The sequence below is a fragment of the Streptomyces sp. NPDC002911 genome (assembly GCF_053591835.1).
This window is the reverse complement of record NZ_JBSFUO010000002.1, coordinates 157,536-173,395: the sequence shown is the minus strand read 5'-3', so window position 1 is coordinate 173,395 and position 15,860 is coordinate 157,536. Positions and strand designations below refer to the sequence as shown.

Genomic DNA, 15,860 nt, shown 5'->3' with positions numbered 1-15,860 from the left:
CTTTCCGGCTATGTCGTCCCGGGTGCGCGTGCACCGCCCCCGCACCCGGGTCCTCCGTCCGCTCCTCGCTCCTCAGACCGGTACCACCTCTTTGTCGGTTTCCTGGTCCCGCCTACGCCCTCCGGGCAGGATCCGGGCGAGCCAGTGCGAGCGGCCGGCAGCCAGCGGTGACAGGACGGCGAGCACGAGCACGTAGCCGGCGATGAACGGGGAGAGCCGTTCGTCCAGGCCGGCGCCCGCCGCCATCGTGGCGAGGATCAGGGCGAACTCACCGCGGGCCAGCAGGGTGGTGGAGACGTTCGCCGTGGCCTTGGGGCCGAAGGCGTAGATCTTGGCCGTGGCCATACCGGCGAAGACGTTCATCGCCACGGTCACCGCGACGGCCGCCAGTACCGGCCACACCACGCTCGGCAGGTCGCCGGGGTTGATGGACAGTCCGAAGGCGAAGAAGAAGATCGCACCGAACGCGTCCCGCAGCGGATGCACCAACTTCATGATGCGCGCGCCCGAGGAGGTGCTGCCCAGCATCAGACCGACCATGAACGCGCCGATCGCGTCGGCCACACCGAACCATTCCGAGACCCCGGCCACGAAGACGGCGGCTCCGAGGAAGGAGATGACGAGGAGCTCGTCGTCCTTGGTGTTCATCAGCTTGCCGATGAGCTTCGTGCCGAACCGGGCCGCCAGGGCGAGCAGCAGCAGGAAGCCGAAGGCCTTGCCTCCGTCGAGCACCGCCGCCCCGAGGCTGTCGGCACCGGACAGGATCGGCTGCAGCGCGGCCAGATAGAGGGCGAGGAAGACGTCCTCGACGACGATGATGCCGAGGATCGGCCGCGTCTCCGGATTACCGATCCGGCCGAGGTCCACCAGGACCTTCGTGACGATGGCCGACGACGAGATGCCGAGCACGCCCGCGAGCACCAGGGCCTCCGAGGTGCCCCATCCGAGCGCGAAGCCGAAGCCGAGACCCGCACCGACGTTCAGGGCGAGATAGGCGCCGCCGGCGAGCGCCATCTTGCGCCCGCCCGTCTTCAGATCGTCCAGGTGGAATTCGAGGCCGAGGTAGAAGAGCAGCAGCACCAGACCGAGCGCGGAGAGCATCTCAAGGTCATGCGGATCGTCGAGGAGGACGACCCCGGGGGTGTAGGGGCCGAGCAGGATCCCGGCGAGGATGAACAGGGGGATGGTCGGCAGCCCGATCCGGCCGCCGACGCGGGCGAGGACGGCGGCGGCAAGGAAGGCGCCCCCCATGGCGATGAGCGTGTCTGCGTGTCCGATGAGCCTGTCTCCTTCGGTAGGTCAAAAGCGCGTCAAGGAACCGTCAGTAATTAGTTTACCGAACGATTCGGGGTGCACTCGTGGACCCTTCGAAGTGCCGCGGTTGACCGGCGTACAGTCGGCGCATGCCGATCCCGTGTCTGACCCTGTCCCAGGTGGAGGCGATCGCCCGCGAGGCCCATCGCGAACAGACCGACAAGGCGGGGCGCCCGTATGCCGAGCATCTGGCCGCGGTGGCCGAGGGCGTGCGGGTCCGGGGCGGCAGCGAGGAGCAGGTGGCCGCGGCCTGGCTGCACGACGCGGTGGAGGACGGCGCGCTGTCCGGGCAGTGGCTGGAGGAGGCCCCGCTGTCCCGGCGGGTGAAAGAAATGGTCCTCGCCGTCACCAAGCGGGACGGCGAGGACCTCTTCACGTACACCGGGCGGATTCTCGCCACGCCAGGTGCACTGCTGATCAAGGAGTCGGATCTGGCGCACAACGCGGACCCGGACCGGCTGGCGGTCCTGGAGCCGGCGACCCGTACCCGATTGACCGAGAAGTATGCGCAGGTACGCGACCTGTTGGGGCTCGACGGGGGTGCGAGGCCCGACGAACGGCGGGATCAAGCCATCCCCGACGCAGGTTGACGTCCCGACGGGACCGGCCCCGACGGAAGGGGGCCGATCCGGACAGGCTCAGCGCTTGACGGGGCTCCGGCGGAACGCCCAGTTCATGTCCGGCTCGGTGGCGAAGCGCAGCACGCGCCGGACCGGTGGGGTGCACAGCAGGGTCACGGCGGCGGCCGCGACGACGGAGACGACGACGAGTCCCACGGGGCCCGAGAGCCACTCGTAACGGTCGAACAGCCCGTAGTAGCCGGCGCCCTTCACCAGGAAGCCGTGCAACAGGTAGCCGCAGATCGTCCCGGCGCCCAGCACGGTGAACCACATGTGCCGGCGCGGCACCCAGGCGAGGAACGCGATCGTCAGCAGCAGCGCGCATCCGAACATCGCCAGGGTCATCACGGGCCCCGTCCACCACTGGAAGTCCATCTCCTGGGCGCTGTTGCTGCGGTAGAACCAGCCGAGCCTCATGTGCGGCGCGGCCCAGTAGGCGAAGACCAGGGCCCCGGCGAACAGCGGAAGCGACAGCAGCCGCACCTCGCGCCGCCGGACCAGCTGGAAGTGCTCGGGCTTCATCAGCAGGCCGAGCACGAAGAACGGCAGGAGCTGACAGACGCGCTGCAGGTCCAGATCGTCACCGATGTCCGGCGACACCGAGGCGAGCATGGCGATCGCGAGGGCGACCGGGAGCGGGTGGCGCAGGGACTGCCACAGCGGTGTGGTGACCCGCCAGATGAACAGGGCGATCAGGAACCAGGTGAGGAACAGCGGGTCGAGCAGGGTGATGGATGTGTCGCCCGCGCCGCCGGCGTACCGCTTGAAGAGTGAATAGGCGGTCTCGAAGAGCACGTAGGGCACCACGACCCCGGTCACGAGGCGCTTCACCTTGGCCGAGCTCATGTCGAAGGACCGCGAGAAATAGCCCGATACGAGGATGAACGCCGGCATGTGGAACGTGTAGACGACCATGTACAGCGCTCGTGTCGCACGGCTGCCGTCCATCACCGGTTCCCACGCGTGGGCCACGGCGACGAGCACGATCGCGAGGTACTTCACATTGTCGAAGTACGCGTCACGCCGCTTGGCCGGTGCGGGCGTCCCGGTGTGTCCCGGCTTGGTCCTGGTGGCGGGGGTGAGCGCCCCCGGGGCCGTCAGGGTCTGCTCGCGTCTCGGCTCCGGCTCCCGGCTCTCCGGGGTGATCGGGGCCCTCTGGAATTCACTCGGAGCTTTGGACATCTGATGCACCTTAGCCCCGCCGATCGCTTTGCGTAAAACCCCCGAGGAATATCGAGACTTCCCGGTCATTCGGAAGTGAAACCACCGGCAAACGTCCGTTACGGGATGATTCATACCGCTTAAATGGTGCATATCGGCGAGAGGTTGGCGAGAGTGAAATTCGTCGCACGAACTCCTGGTAAATCGCTGTGGATGAAGTGTGGGGATATGGAAACGATCACGGCGGTCGATATTCGAACTGGCCTGCGCACAGCGGGCGCACAGCAAATGCCTGCGGCCCGCGCTGCCGCGGCCAGTGCGCCCTGCGCGCCTGACTGCACCCGGGCGCACGCGGGCGCGAGGATGGCGGGATCCGGCCGTCCTGCCCCCTCACCCGGCAGCAAGCACAGGGAAGTTGGTGGCACGATGGTCGCGACGGAGGCGTGCTGGGCCGCACGCCGCCGGGCCGGCAAGGCGGACCGACCAAGGGTGTGATCAGTCGTGGCCATTTCACTGTCTGTGGTGCTTCTGCTGGGGATCGTCCTGGTGGTGTTCATCCGCGGCGGATCCATCAAGGGCGGGCCGGCGGTCGTCGCCGTGCTCTTCGGCTTCTTCCTGGCTTCGACGGGCATGGCGCCGTCCATCAACAGATTCATGAACTCGATAGCCGAAACGATCAACCAGATCAGCTTCTGACGCCCCGCCCGGGCGTACGCGTGTCCACCCCGGCCACGGCGGCTGCCGGCCGGGCGTCCACGCCTGCCCATCGCGCACGGGACGTCCGGAGCCTGCCGGCCGAAAGGATGGTCATGCCCGCCTACGCCATAGCCCACCTGAGAGAGGCTGACCCGCACCCGGAGATCGCCGAGTACATCGAGCGGCTTCCCGCCACCTTCGAGGCGCACGGCGGGCGCTACCTCGTGCACATGACTCCGCACGAGGTGAAGGAGGGGGACTGGCCCGGACACGTCGTGATGATCGGCTTCCCCGGCATCGACGAGGCGCGGGCCTGGTGGGACTCGCCTGCCTACCGGGAGATCGCGCCGCTGCGCTCACGGCACATCGAGGGCGACGTCATCCTGGTCGAGGGCGTCCCCGAGGGCTACGACCCGACGCCGGCCGCGAAGGCGATGCGCGAGGCCATGGCCGCCGAGTAGCACCGAACCGGAAGGGCCGGTCCGGAGGATCTCTCCTCCGGACCGGCCCTTCCCATGGAGCGGGCGACGGGAATCGAACCCGCGTAGCTAGTTTGGAAGACTAGGGCTCTACCATTGAGCTACGCCCGCAAGCGCCACACCGCAGGCCCGGTGGACCGCGGTACGGAAAGCATCGTAGCGGGTCGGGGGAGGTGCGCGCACACCCGTATCGGCGTGCGCCGGTGACGGCCTCGGTAAAGCGGCCGACGCGACGCTCTTCTGCATGTACCCTTCGTGTCGCACCGACGGGGTGTGGCGCAGCTTGGTAGCGCGTCCGCTTTGGGAGCGGAAGGTCGTCGGTTCGAATCCGGCCACCCCGACCACCAGCAAGATCGCATTGTGGGAGTCCTCCCCCTTGCCGTTACTATGCAAATTGCGTGCCCGTGTGTCTGATGTACCGGGCTCGGTCCGCGAAGCCGCCTCTCGGCGGCCCAGCAGAACCCCAAGAAGTCAGCCACCAAGGAGACCGAACCGTGAAGAGCGCCGTGGAGACCCTGAACCCGACTCGGGTTCGGCTCAGCATCGAGGTGCCCTTCGAGGAGCTCAAGGACAGCCTCGACGCGGCGTACAAGAAGATCAACCAGCAGGTCACGGTGAAGGGCTTCCGTAAGGGCAAGATCCCCAACCGCGTCATCGACCAGCGGTTCGGCCGTGGTGCTGTGCTGGAGGAGGCCGTCAACGACGCCCTCCCGAAGTTCTACACCGAGGCTGTCAACGAGGGCGAGCTCAACGTTCTGGGCCAGCCCGAGGTTGACATCACCGAGCTCAAGGACGGCGAACTGCTGGCCTTCACCGCCGAGGTGGATGTCCGTCCCGAGATCGAGATTCCGGACTACTCCGGCATCGAGGTCACCGTGGACGCACTCGAAGTCACCGAAGAAGAAATCGACAAGGCCGTGGAGCAGCTCCGCGAGCGCTTCGCCTCGACCAATCCGGTCGAGCGCGCCGCCGCCGAGGGCGATGTCGTGACGATCGACCTGGAGGCCAAGGTCGACGGAGAGGTCCTCGAGGACGGCGTGGCCGCGGGTGTCTCGTACACCATCGGTTCCGGCGAGCTCCTCGAAGGCATCGACGAGGCCGTGACCGGCCTGGAGGCCGGTGGCGAGGCCACCTTCACCTCCGAGCTGAAGGGCGGCTCCGCCGAAGGCAAGGAAGCGGAGGTCACCGTCAAGGTCGCCACCGTCGCCTCCCGCGAACTGCCCGAGCTGGACGACGACTTCGCGCAGATGGCGAGCGAGTTCGACACGCTCGCCGAGCTCCGCGAGGACAGCCGCAAGCGCCTCGAGAACACCAAGCAGTACGACCAGGCCACCCAGGCCCAGGAGCGTGTCCTCGAGGAGCTGCTGAAGCTGGCCGAGGTCCCGATCCCCGAGAAGCTTCTCGCGGACGAGGTCCAGACCCGCAAGCACAACCTCGAGCACCACCAGCTCGGCCAGATGGGTCTCGACCTCGAGAAGTACCTCGAGATCCAGGGCAAGACCCTGGAGGAGTTCGAGAACGAGACCTCCGAGCAGGCCGTCAAGGGCATCAAGACCCAGTTCATCCTTGACGAGCTCGTCAACAAGGAGAAGCTGAACGTCAACCAGGAGGAGCTCACCGAGCACCTCATGCGGCGTGCGCAGTCCTCCGGCATGAGCCCCGACCAGTTCGCCCAGGCCGTCGTCGAAGGCGGCCAGGTTCCGATGCTCGTCGGCGAGGTCGCCCGCGGCAAGGCGCTCGCCGTTGTCGTCGAGGCCGCCAAGGTCGTCGACACCAACGGTGAGGTCGTCGAGCTCGACGACGACGAGGACGCGGCGGACGCCACGGAAGAGGCCACCGAGACGGTCGAGGCCGCCGAGGACGCCACCGAGGCAGCCGACGAGAAGAAGGACGGGAAGAACGAGGCCTGAGCCTCGCTCCCCTCGTTGATCTGATCCGCGCGGCGGGCCCCGGACGTTCCCGTCCGGGGCCCGCCGCCGTATCGGCCCGCGCCCCGGGAGCGACCTGGGTCGCCCCGGGAGCGACCCAGGGAACCCTTGTGCGGACTGCTTACCTTGCGCTCCCAGCGAACAGTTGGGGAAGCGGGATGGCGTTGTCCCACCTGCGCGTTAGGGTCCATGAAGAGGAAGGGTCGGGTAGTCCCGGCCCACCCGGTACGAAGACGCTGAGACGGCCGGAGCCGTCAGAGACGAGCAGGTGGATACGTGACGAATCTGATGCCCTACGCCGCCGGAGAGCCGTCCCTCGGTGGAGGCCTCGGTGACCAGGTCTACAGCCGACTGCTCGGCGAGCGCATCATCTTCCTCGGTCAGCAGGTCGACGATGACATCGCCAACAAGATCACCGCACAGCTTCTGCTCCTTGCCGCGGAACCTGACAAGGACATCTACCTCTACATCAACAGCCCCGGCGGTTCGGTGACGGCTGGCATGGCGGTCTACGACACCATGCAGTACATCCCGAACGACGTGGTCACCATCGGCATGGGCATGGCGGCCTCGATGGGCCAGTTCCTGCTCACCGGTGGTACGGCGGGCAAGCGCTTCGCGCTCCCGAACACCGACATCCTCATGCACCAGGGTTCGGCCGGCATCGGCGGTACCGCCTCGGACATCAAGATCCAGGCGCAGTACCTGCTCCGTACGAAGACTCGGATGGCCGAGATCACCGCCCACCACTCCGGCCAGACCGTGGAGACGATCATCCGCGACGGCGACCGCGACCGCTGGTACACGGCGGAGGAGGCCAAGGACTACGGCCTCATCGACGAAATCATCTCGGTCGCGTCGGGCATCCCGGGCGGCGGCGGCACCGGCGCCTGATCCGGGCGTGCACGACCTCGCACCCTCTCGTACGCCGAGACCTCCAGCCCACATGAACGCCACCAGGATGGTGAACACCCACATGAACAACTTCTCCGGCGCCTCCGCGAGCGGCCTTTACACCGGCCCGCAGGTGGACAACCGCTACGTCGTCCCGCGCTTCGTGGAGCGCACCTCGCAGGGTGTGCGTGAGTACGACCCGTACGCGAAGCTCTTCGAGGAGCGCGTGATCTTCCTCGGCGTCCAGATCGACGACGCCTCGGCCAACGACGTCATGGCGCAGCTGCTGTGCCTGGAGTCGATGGACCCGGACCGCGACATCTCGATCTACATCAACAGCCCTGGCGGCTCGTTCACCGCGCTCACCGCGATCTACGACACGATGCAGTTCGTGAAGCCGGACATCCAGACGGTCTGCATGGGCCAGGCGGCGTCCGCCGCCGCCGTCCTGCTGGCCGCGGGCACCCCGGGCAAGCGCATGGCGCTCCCGCACGCCCGTGTGCTGATCCACCAGCCGTCCTCGCAGACCGGCCGTGAGCAGCTCTCCGACCTGGAGATCGCGGCCAACGAGATCCTGCGGATGCGCACCCAGCTCGAGGAGATGCTGGCGAAGCACTCCACGACCCCGCTGGAGAAGATCAGCGAGGACATCGAGCGCGACAAGATCCTGACCGCTGACGACGCACTCGCGTACGGTCTGGTGGACCAGATCGTCTCCACCCGTAAGACCACCGCAGGCGCGTCCGTCTGACGTCGGTCTTTCCCCTTGGCACATCCCGTATCCACGGCCCGGCCGTGTGAACCGTGCCAAGGGGGGCCCGAACGGGGGCCCAGGCAAGGTACCGTCGGATAGAGGCACCAGGAGCCGCTGAACCAGGCTGCTCCCAGGCGAAGGGGAAGCACCTCGTGGCACGCATCGGTGATGGCGGCGACCTGCTCAAGTGCTCGTTCTGCGGAAAGAGCCAGAAGCAGGTGAAGAAGCTCATCGCGGGACCCGGTGTGTACATCTGCGACGAGTGCATCGATCTCTGCAACGAGATCATCGAGGAGGAGCTCTCCGAGACCTCCGAGGTGCGGTGGGAGGAGCTTCCCAAGCCGCGCGAGATCTACGAGTTCCTCGAGGGGTACGTCGTCGGGCAGGAGCCCGCGAAGAAGGCCCTCTCGGTCGCTGTGTACAACCACTACAAGCGGGTCCAGGCCGGGGAGAACGGCGGCGGAGCGAATCGCGACGACGCGATCGAGCTGGCCAAGTCCAACATCCTGCTGCTGGGCCCCACGGGCTCCGGCAAGACGCTCCTCGCGCAGACGCTGGCCCGCATGCTCAACGTCCCGTTCGCCATCGCGGACGCGACGGCGCTGACGGAGGCCGGCTATGTCGGCGAGGACGTCGAGAACATCCTGCTGAAGCTGATCCAGGCCGCGGACTACGACGTCAAGAAGGCCGAGACCGGGATCATCTACATCGACGAGATCGACAAGGTCGCCCGCAAGAGCGAGAACCCGTCGATCACCCGCGATGTGTCCGGCGAGGGCGTCCAGCAGGCCCTGCTGAAGATCCTGGAGGGCACCACCGCCTCCGTACCGCCGCAGGGCGGACGGAAGCACCCGCACCAGGAGTTCATCCAGATCGACACGACGAACGTGCTGTTCATCGTGGGCGGCGCCTTCTCGGGTCTGGAGAAGATCATCGAGTCGCGGGCCGGCGCCAAGGGCATCGGCTTCGGCGCGACGATCCGCTCCAAGCTGGAGATCCAGGCGAGCGACCAGTTCCAGGAGGTCATGCCGGAGGACCTGGTGAAGTTCGGGATGATCCCCGAGTTCATCGGCCGTCTGCCCGTGCTGACCTCGGTGCACAACCTGGACCGCGAGGCGCTGCTCCAGATCCTGATCGAGCCGCGCAACGCGCTGGTGAAGCAGTACCAGCGGCTGTTCGAACTCGACGGTGTGGAGCTGGACTTCGAGCGGGAGGCGCTCGAGGCCATCGCCGACCAGGCGATCCTCCGCCAGACGGGCGCGCGCGGTCTGCGCGCCATCATGGAAGAGGTCCTCCAGTCCGTGATGTACGAGGTGCCGTCCCGCAAGGACGTGGCCCGTGTCGTCATCACCCCGGACGTCGTCCGCAACAACGTCAATCCGACACTGGTCCCGCGCGAACCGCGCACGATCGGCAAGAACGACGGCGGCCGCCACGAGAAGTCCGCGTAGCGGCGGCGGTACATACGCCGAAGGGGCGCCCGGCCACCGGCCGGGCGCCCCTTCGGCGTTGATCAGATCTTGGTGCGTGAGGTGTTGTACAGCTTGGCGGCGAGGGCGGCCACCTCGTCCTGCGGCATGGCCTTGCCCGCCAGCGCCGCCCCGCGGTCGGCACCCACGACCATGGCGAGTGTGCTGTCGTCGGCCCACGCGCAGAGCGGGGTGACAATTGCCGCGGGCCCGTTCTCCGCCGAACCGTCGGCAGCCTTGTTGACCGTCTTGACGTTCTGACACTTCATCAGCGCGCCTTCGAATCCCTCGGGTTCGACGGTCTCGGCGTCGCCGACGAACGTGGCGCCTTCACCCTGCCCCGCCTGCGCGGGATTGGCGAAGACGAAGTCGAGTACCTTCGCGGGGTCGCTCACCTCGCCCCAGTAACCCGTGAGCATGAGCGCCTTCGCCACGGGCACCTCCTGCCCGCCACCGCTCAGATACGAGGCGCCGACCTTGTTCGGATTCTTGATCCCCATGGCCTCGGCCTCGGCCTTCAAGGTGCCCGTCAGGGGGGTCGACTTCTCCGCCACAGCCCTCTTGTAGTCGTCCACAGCGGCGGCAGGTGTGAGTTTGTATCCCTTCGTGGAGGCAACCGATGCGGAGTCGGAGGACGTCAGGAAGTACACCCCTCCCGCGACGACGGCCAGCGCCACGACGGCCGCGCCGACGATCAGCCCGGTCTTCTTCTTCGGCGCACCCGGGGGCGGCGGAACCTGGCCGCCGTAGGGCTGCTGGCCGTACGGACCCGGCTGCTGGCCGTACGGACCCGGCTGCTGCGCCTGCGGATAGCCGTAGCCCTGCGGGGGCTGCTGCGGCGGAACACCCTGGGGGGCCTGCTGCGGGTAGCCGTAGCCGGGCTGGCCCTGCGGCTGGCCCTGCGGCGGCGGACCGCCGTACGGGCCCGGTTGCTGGCCGTACGGCCCGGGCTGGCCCTGTGGCGGCTGTCCGCCGTACGGCCCCGGCTGGTTGTAGCTCATGGCGCTGTCCCCTCCAGAATGTTTACGCGTTGCGAACATCCTGACGGAAGGGGTTCCGGCACAGGGCATCGCAGCTCACACCGTTACTGAACAATCCCGTTTCAGTGCACGACTGTGACGGCCCTAAACTGTCCCCCGTGACCGAGAACACTCAGCAGCAGACAGCCGGCAACCCCGAACTGCCGACCCAGTACGCGCCGGCCGAGGTGGAGGGGAAGCTGTACGAGCGCTGGGTAGAACGTGGGTATTTCGAAGCCGACGAGCACAGCGACAAGCCGCCCTACAGCATCGTCATCCCCCCGCCGAACGTCACCGGCAGCCTCCACCTGGGGCACGCCTTCGAGCACACCCTGATCGACGCTCTCGTCCGCCGTAAGCGCATGCAGGGCTTCGAAGCGCTGTACCAGCCGGGCATGGACCACGCGGGCATCGCCACCCAGAACGTCGTCGAGCGAGAGCTGGGCAAGGAGGGCAAGTCCCGTCACGACCTGGGCCGGGAGGCCTTCGTCGAGCGCGTCTGGCAGTGGAAGAACGAGTCGGGCGGCCAGATCTCCGGCCAGATGCGCCGTCTCGGCGAGGGCGTCGCCTGGTCCCGTGAGCGCTTCACCATGGACGAGGGCCTGTCCAAGGCCGTCCAGACCGTCTTCAAGCAGATGTACGACGACGGGCTGATCTACCGCGCCGAGCGCATCATCAACTGGTGCCCCCGGTGTCTCACCGCGATCTCCGACATCGAGGTCGAGTACCAGGAGGACGACGGCGAGCTCGTCTCCATGACGTACGGCGAGGGCGACGAGACGATCGTCGTCGCCACCACCCGCGCCGAGACGATGCTCGGTGACACGGCGGTCGCCGTCCACCCCGACGACGAGCGCTACAAGCACCTGGTCGGCAAGCAGATCAAGCTGCCGCTCACCAACCGCACGATCCCGGTCGTCGCCGACCACCACGTCGACCCGGAGTTCGGCACCGGTGCCGTCAAGGTGACGCCCGCCCACGACCCGAACGACTTCGACATCGGCAGGCGCCACGACCTGCCGTTCCTCACGGTCATGGACGAGCGGGCCGTCATCACCGTCCCCGGTCCCTTCGAGGGCCTGGACCGCCTCGAGGCGCGCTCCGCCATCGTCGCCGCCCTGCGTGCCGAGGGCCGGATCGTCACCGAGAAGCGCCCGTACGTCCACTCCGTGGGCCACTGCTCGCGCTGCAAGACGACCATCGAGCCGCGCCTCTCCCTCCAGTGGTGGGTGAAGGTCGCCCCGCTCGCCAAGGCGGCCGGTGACGCCGTCCGCGACGGCAGCGTCAAGATCCACCCGCAGGAGATGGAGAAGCGCTACTTCGACTGGGTCGACAACCTCCACGACTGGACGATCTCCCGCCAGCTCTGGTGGGGTCACCGCATCCCTGTCTGGTACGGGCCGAACGGCGAGGTCGTCTGCGTCGGACCGGACGACGAGGCGCCCACCGGCGAGGGCTGGACGCAGGACAGCGATGTCCTCGACACCTGGTTCTCCTCCGGCCTGTGGCCGTTCTCGACGCTCGGCTGGCCCGAACAGACCGACAGCCTCGCGAAGTTCTACCCGAACTCGGTCCTGGTCACCGGCTACGACATCCTCTTCTTCTGGGTCGCCCGGATGATGATGTTCGGTCTGTACGTCAACGACGGCGTCCCGCCTTTCGGCACCATCGTTCTGCACGGAATGGTCCGCGACGAGCACGGCAAGAAGATGTCGAAGTCCTTCGGCAACGTGGTCGACCCGCTTGACTGGATGGACAAGTACGGCTCAGACGCGCTGCGCTTCACCCTCGCGCGCGGCGCCAACCCGGGCACGGACGTTCCGATCGGTGAGGACTGGGTCCAGGGTTCGGCGAAGTTCTCCAACAAGATCTGGAACGCCACCCGCTTCGCGCTGATGAACGGCGCCACGATCGAGGGCGAACTGCCGTCCGCCGACGAGATGTCGGTGACCGACCGCTGGATCCTGTCGCGCCTGGCCAGGACGGTCGCGGATGTCGACGCGTACTACGACGACTTCCAGTTCGCCAAGATCAGCGAATCACTGCGGCACTTCGCCTGGGACGAGGTCTTCGACTGGTACGTCGAGCTGTCCAAGACCACGTTCTTCGCGGGCGGCCGCCCGGCCGAGGTCTCGGGCCGGGTCCTGGGCGAGGTCCTCGACGTGATGCTGCGTCTGCTGCACCCGATCGTGCCGTTCGTCACCGAGGCTCTGTGGACCGCGCTCACCGGCCGTGAGTCCGTCGTCATCGCGGACTGGCCGACCGACTCCGGCTTCCGCGACGAGGCGGCCGAGAAGGAGATCGAGCTCGTTCAGCAGGTCGTCACCGAGGTCCGCCGCTTCCGTAACGACCAGGGCCTCCAGCCCGGCCAGAAGGTCCCGGCCGAGCTCACCCTGACCGGCACCGCGCTGGCCCCGCACGAGGCGGCCATCCGGCAGCTGCTGCGCCTGCAGCCCGCCGGGGACGGCTTCCAGGCCACCGCTTCGCTGCCGGTCGCCGGTGCCACCGTCGCGCTCGACCTGTCCGGCACGATCGACGTCGCGGCCGAGCGCAAGCGCCTGACCAAGGACCTGGAGGCCGCCGAGAAGGAGAAGGCCCAGGCCACCGGCAAGCTCGGCAACGAGGCCTTCCTGGCCAAGGCCCCGGACGCCGTGGTCGGCAAGATCCGTGGCCGGCTCGCCAAGGCCGAGGCCGACATCGAGAGGATCGCCGCCCAGCTGGCGAACCTGCCGAAGGGCTGACGACCTCGAGCCGGAAGCCCCCGCGCCCCCGACCGACCGGGAGCGCGGGGGCTTCGCCGTGCCCGGGAGGAGGCGCGGCCCCGGGCGCTGCGCACGATGTCCCCGGCCATCCGTAGACTGGCCCTGTGAGTGAGCCCCGCCCTTCAGACCGGCACGACGCGTCCGATCCCGACGACACCTTCGCGGAGATCGTCGACGAGGAGACCCAGCGCGACCCCGACCTGGCGGTGATCGAGGCCGGGAGCCGGACACTGCGCACCCAGTCGGGCCCGCCCCAGGGCGAGGCGGTCCCGGACCGCCCCGCCGACCCCGAGACCGACCGCGCGCTGCGCGCGGTGGAGCAGGAGCTCGCCGGACGCTGGGGCGAGACCAAGCTCGAGCCCTCGGTGACCCGTATCGCCGCCCTGATGGACGTGCTGGGCGAACCCCAGCGCGCCTACCCCTCGATCCACATCACGGGGACGAACGGCAAGACCAGCACGGCCCGCATGATCGAGGCCCTGCTGAGCGCCTTCGAGCTCCGTACCGGCCGCTACACCTCCCCGCACGTCCAGTCGGTCACCGAGCGGATCAGCCTGGACGGCGCCCCGATCGAGGCCGAGCGTTTCATCGAGACGTACGACGACATCAAGCCGTACGTCGAGATGGTCGATGCCCAGCAGCCCTACCGGCTCTCGTTCTTCGAGGTGCTGACGGGCATGGCGTACGCGGCCTTCGCCGACGCGCCGGTCGACGTCGCGGTCGTCGAGGTCGGCATGGGCGGGACCTGGGACGCGACGAACGTCATCGACTCCTCGGTCGCCGTCGTCACCCCCATCTCGCTGGACCACACCGACCGCCTCGGCTCCACCCCCGCCGAGATCGCCGGTGAGAAGGCCGGCGTCATCAAGCAGGGCGCGACGGTGATCCTGGCCCAGCAGCCGGTGGACGCCGCGCAGGTCATGCTGAAGAAGGCCGTCGAGGTGGACGCCACGGTGGCCCGCGAGGGCATGGAGTTCGGCATCGTCTCCCGCGAGATCGCGGTCGGCGGTCAGCTGCTGACCCTGCGGGGCCTGGGTGGCGAGTACGACAACATCTTCCTTCCGCTCTACGGGGCACACCAGGCGCACAACGCGGCCGTGGCGCTCGCCGCCGTCGAGGCGTTCTTCGGTATCGGCGCGGAGCAGGCCCGCAGCCTCGATGGGGAAGCGGTCCGCAAGGCCTTCCTCTCGGTGCTCTCGCCGGGCCGTCTGGAGGTCGTCCGGTCCAGCCCGACCGTCGTCCTGGACGCGGCGCACAACCCGGCCGGCGGCCTTGCCGCCGCCGAGGGGATCTCCGAGTCGTTCAGCTTCTCCCGGCTGATCGGGGTCGTCGGCGCCAGCGACGGCAAGGACGTCCGGGGGCTCCTCGAAGCCTTCGAGCCGATCTTCGCCGAGATCGTCGTCACCCAGAACTCCAGTCCGCGCGCCATGGACGCGGACACGCTCGCCGCGGTCGCCGTCGAGGTCTTCGGCAACGACCGCGTGCAGGTCGAGCCGCGGCTGGACGACGCGCTGGAGGCGGCGATCACCCTCGCCGAGGAAGAGGCCGAATACGCGGGCGCCGGAGTCCTGGTGACCGGGTCCGTGATCACGGTCGGCGAGGCCCGGCTGCTCCTGGGAAGGCGCTGACCTGTGCGTACGCTCTGCGCTTCGACGCTGATCGGTGAATTCTTCGTCATCGGTTTCGCCGGACTCGTGGCGATGAAGTCCGACGACATGTCCATGGCCACGGTCTGGACGGTCTGCGGCATCGGCATGCTGCTGTCCGTCCTGCTCTGCGGTGTGATCACCCGGCCCGGTGGCGTACAGCTCGGCTGGGGGCTCCAGATCCTGCTGGTGCTGGGCGGTTTCTTCGTCCCGATGATGTTCATCCTCGGCGTGATCTTCGGCGCCCTGTGGTGGGCCTCGGTGCACTACGGCCGCCGGATCGACGAGGCCAAGGCGCGGTGGGCGGCGCAGGCCGAGGCGCCGGAGAGCGCACAGGCTCCGGCCCAGGGATGACGCAGCGTAAGCCCGGCCGTAGGCCGGTCGGCGTACCCCTGTAATCTCGCCCTCACCCGCACCGAAAGCCTGCAAGGAGCCGCACATGACTCAGCGCACCCTCGTCCTTCTCAAGCCCGACGCCGTCCGGCGTGGGCTGATCGGCGAGATCGTCGGCCGTATCGAACGCAAGGCCGGGTGGACGATCACCGCGCTGGAGCTGCGCACGCTCGACGAGGAGACCCTGGAGCAGCACTACGGCGAGCACAAGGGCCGGCCGTTCTACGAGCCGCTCGTCGAGTTCATGGCCTCCGGTCCCGTCGTCGCCCTGGTGGCCGAAGGCGAGCGGGTCATCGAGGGCGTCCGCGCCCTGGCAGGCCCGACGGACCCGATCGCCGCCGCGCCCGGCTCGATCCGTGGTGACTTCGGCACGATCACCCGGGAGAACCTCATCCACGCCTCGGACTCCGAGGAGTCCGCAGAGCGAGAACTGAAGCTTTTCTTTCCCGGACTCTCCTGACTTCGGCTCCGCCAATCAGCGCTCATGACCTGGGGCGACCGAAGTAATTCGGTCGCCCTTTGGCATAGGGTCACGTATCGCGGGAACGCATCCCCCCGACGTAACGTCACCATGGGTGGAACGGGCAGCCGTTCTGCTCGCCATGGCGAAGGACCCTCGCGCTGTGTCCGTGCATACGGCACTACGATGGAAGCTTCCACGCCCGCAGCGCCAACCCTCGCCTACCTGAAACAAGCCATTCTTCGCTTCTTGGGAAGGCCCGACG

14 protein-coding genes and 2 tRNA genes are annotated in these 15,860 nt (G+C 68.0%); 12 read left to right on the top strand and 4 right to left on the bottom strand.

From position 1 onward, the window contains the following. Window positions 1-72: 72 nt before the first annotated feature. Entirely contained in the window at window positions 73-1,251 is a 1,179-nt protein-coding gene (locus ACWD04_RS03700; RefSeq protein ID WP_451127723.1) for a cation:proton antiporter, read from the bottom strand. Between the two features lie 152 nt (window positions 1,252-1,403). Between ACWD04_RS03700 and ACWD04_RS03695 the strand changes: the two genes are divergently transcribed. Then, window positions 1,404-1,904 (top strand): HD domain-containing protein, encoded by a 501-nt coding sequence (locus ACWD04_RS03695; protein ID WP_451127721.1) that lies wholly within the window; start codon window positions 1,404-1,406, stop codon window positions 1,902-1,904. 48 nt (window positions 1,905-1,952) lie between these two features. Here the strand turns inward: ACWD04_RS03695 and ACWD04_RS03690 are convergent, their stop codons facing one another. Beyond that, window positions 1,953-3,116 carry an acyltransferase family protein gene (locus tag ACWD04_RS03690; RefSeq protein WP_451127719.1) on the bottom strand — a complete coding sequence of 388 codons (1,164 nt, stop codon included), beginning with the start codon at window positions 3,114-3,116 and terminating at the stop codon, window positions 1,953-1,955. Between the two features lie 480 nt (window positions 3,117-3,596). On the opposite strand from ACWD04_RS03690, the gene ACWD04_RS03685 reads away from it, so the two are divergent. Together ACWD04_RS03685 and ACWD04_RS03680 are read left to right on the top strand one after the other, a co-directional pair. Next, window positions 3,597-3,791 carry a hypothetical protein gene (locus ACWD04_RS03685; RefSeq protein ID WP_451127717.1) on the top strand — a complete coding sequence of 65 codons (195 nt, stop codon included), beginning with the start codon at window positions 3,597-3,599 and terminating at the stop codon, window positions 3,789-3,791. Between the two features lie 113 nt (window positions 3,792-3,904). Beyond that, on the top strand, window positions 3,905-4,252 hold the full coding sequence (locus ACWD04_RS03680; RefSeq protein ID WP_451127715.1) for a DUF1330 domain-containing protein: 348 nt from the start codon (window positions 3,905-3,907) through the stop codon (window positions 4,250-4,252). A gap of 55 nt (window positions 4,253-4,307) precedes the next feature. Here the strand turns inward: ACWD04_RS03680 and ACWD04_RS03675 are convergent. Then, window positions 4,308-4,381, bottom strand: a tRNA-Gly gene (locus tag ACWD04_RS03675). Between the two features lie 156 nt (window positions 4,382-4,537). On the opposite strand from ACWD04_RS03675, the gene ACWD04_RS03670 reads away from it, so the two are divergent. The 5 genes from ACWD04_RS03670 (at window position 4,538) to clpX (ending at window position 9,297) form a co-directional block, all read left to right on the top strand. Further along, window positions 4,538-4,614 (top strand) — tRNA-Pro (locus ACWD04_RS03670). 150 nt (window positions 4,615-4,764) lie between these two features. Beyond that, a complete protein-coding gene (tig, locus tag ACWD04_RS03665; RefSeq protein WP_451127713.1) occupies window positions 4,765-6,180 on the top strand; it encodes a trigger factor in 1,416 nt (471 codons plus the stop codon). A 306-nt stretch (window positions 6,181-6,486) separates the two neighbouring features. Beyond that, window positions 6,487-7,092, top strand: coding sequence for an ATP-dependent Clp protease proteolytic subunit (locus ACWD04_RS03660; RefSeq protein WP_031091967.1), 606 nt, complete (start codon window positions 6,487-6,489; stop codon window positions 7,090-7,092). A 67-nt stretch (window positions 7,093-7,159) separates the two neighbouring features. After that, on the top strand, window positions 7,160-7,843 hold the full coding sequence (locus ACWD04_RS03655; RefSeq protein WP_031091966.1) for an ATP-dependent Clp protease proteolytic subunit: 684 nt from the start codon (window positions 7,160-7,162) through the stop codon (window positions 7,841-7,843). Window positions 7,844-7,998: 155 nt separating this feature from the next. After that, window positions 7,999-9,297 carry an ATP-dependent Clp protease ATP-binding subunit ClpX gene (gene clpX / locus ACWD04_RS03650; RefSeq protein ID WP_451127711.1) on the top strand — a complete coding sequence of 433 codons (1,299 nt, stop codon included), beginning with the start codon at window positions 7,999-8,001 and terminating at the stop codon, window positions 9,295-9,297. A 62-nt stretch (window positions 9,298-9,359) separates the two neighbouring features. Here the strand turns inward: clpX and ACWD04_RS03645 are convergent, their stop codons facing one another. Next, the gene (locus tag ACWD04_RS03645; protein ID WP_451127709.1) at window positions 9,360-10,316 is read right to left on the bottom strand and encodes a hypothetical protein; all 957 of its coding nucleotides are present in this window, start codon (window positions 10,314-10,316) and stop codon (window positions 9,360-9,362) included. Between the two features lie 137 nt (window positions 10,317-10,453). On the opposite strand from ACWD04_RS03645, the gene ACWD04_RS03640 reads away from it, so the two are divergent. From ACWD04_RS03640 to ndk, 4 genes are all read left to right on the top strand, one after another. Beyond that, entirely contained in the window at window positions 10,454-13,075 is a 2,622-nt protein-coding gene (locus tag ACWD04_RS03640; RefSeq protein ID WP_451127707.1) for a valine--tRNA ligase, read from the top strand. Between the two features lie 125 nt (window positions 13,076-13,200). Continuing rightward, window positions 13,201-14,724 carry a bifunctional tetrahydrofolate synthase/dihydrofolate synthase gene (gene folC, locus ACWD04_RS03635; RefSeq protein WP_451127705.1) on the top strand — a complete coding sequence of 508 codons (1,524 nt, stop codon included), beginning with the start codon at window positions 13,201-13,203 and terminating at the stop codon, window positions 14,722-14,724. Between the two features lie 3 nt (window positions 14,725-14,727). Then, complete coding sequence (locus ACWD04_RS03630) at window positions 14,728-15,096, top strand: DUF4233 domain-containing protein (RefSeq protein ID WP_451127703.1); 369 nt, start codon at window positions 14,728-14,730, stop codon at window positions 15,094-15,096. 85 nt (window positions 15,097-15,181) lie between these two features. Next, on the top strand, window positions 15,182-15,595 hold the full coding sequence (ndk, locus tag ACWD04_RS03625; RefSeq protein ID WP_451127701.1) for a nucleoside-diphosphate kinase: 414 nt from the start codon (window positions 15,182-15,184) through the stop codon (window positions 15,593-15,595). Window positions 15,596-15,860 lie beyond the last annotated feature (265 nt).